Here is a 1,264-nt window from a genome sequence, read left to right on the forward strand (position 1 = left end):
AGAATATAATTTTGAAGTAACTGTCGTTTCATTGTCGTCCATCTGTCGGCAATTTTTCGTGTTCATTTTTTTAGTTGAGGACCCGACCGGACCGTGGCCCGGCTGACCGCGGCCCTCGAACGCGGGCTGATCACCGAGTCCGACATCCAGGACGCGGCCCGGCGGATCCTCGCCGTCCGGTTCCGGCTGGGCGAGTTCGATCCGGACGCGGACCCATACGCCGGCATCACCGCCGACGTGGTCAACTGCGCCGCACACCAGGATCTGGCCCGGGAGGCCGCCCGCCGGAGCGTGGTGCTGCTGCGCAACGAGGGCGGGCTGCTTCCGCTGCCGGCCACCACGCGCGTCGCGGTGCTCGGGCCGCTGGCCGGCACGTTGTTCACCGACTGGTACAGCGGCACCCTCCCGTATGCGGTGACGCTGCGGGACGCGCTGCCCGACGCGGTCCATGCCGAGGGCGTGGACCGGATCTTGCTCAGCGGACCCGGCGGCCCGGTCGGCGTCGGCGGCGGGCTGCTCGACGTGCTCGACTGGGGCGGGGGTGTGCTGACGCTGCGGGCCGGCGGGCGGTATGTGCGGGCGCGGGACGACGGTGTGCTGGTCGCCGACCGGACCGCGCCCGGCGAGTGGGTGGTGCGGGAGACCTTCGAGGTCGCGTACGCCGGGGATGAAGTGCGGTTGCGCAACGTCGCCCTGGACCGCTGGGTGGTCGTGGACTTCGACGGGACCCCGCGGGCGTCGGCCCCGACGGCGGCGGAGGCGACGCCGTTCACCGCCTCCCTCGTCGTCGATGGGCTCGCCGCCGCCGCCGAGGTGGCCGCCCAGGCGGACGTGGCGGTGGTGGTGCTGGGCAACCATCCGATGGTGAACGGGCGCGAGACGCAGGACCGCGCCGACCTCGGCCTGCCGCCGGCGCAGGACGCGTTGCTGCGCGCCGTCCGGGCCGCCAACCCGCGCACGGTCCTCGTCGTGACCAGCAGCTATCCGTACGCGATCGGCTGGGCCGCCGAGCACGTGCCGGCCATCCTGTGGTCGTCGCACGGCGGTCAGGAGTCCGGCGCCGCGCTCGCCGAGCTGCTGCTCGGCCGCACGGCAGACGGCGTCGCGGTCGAGCCCACCGGGCGGCTGCCGCAGACCTGGTATCGCGGCGCGGAGGACCTTCCCGACCTGTTCGACTACGACATCATCGGAAGCGAGGCGACCTACCAGTATTTCCGCGGGCGGCCACTGTTCCCGTTCGGGCACGGCCTCGGCTACACCCGCT

The 1,264-nt window shown here is 72.0% G+C and carries 1 protein-coding gene; it reads left to right on the forward strand.

The features are described from left to right. Positions 1 to 93: 93 nt before the first annotated feature. The coding region (locus AB0M20_RS44265) for a glycoside hydrolase family 3 C-terminal domain-containing protein (protein ID WP_364307559.1) at positions 94 to 1,264 on the forward strand (1,171 nt) is incomplete at its 3' end.

Origin of the sequence: Actinoplanes sp. NPDC051633 (genome assembly GCF_040681735.1) — a bacterium.
Taxonomy (GTDB): domain Bacteria; phylum Actinomycetota; class Actinomycetes; order Mycobacteriales; family Micromonosporaceae; genus Actinoplanes.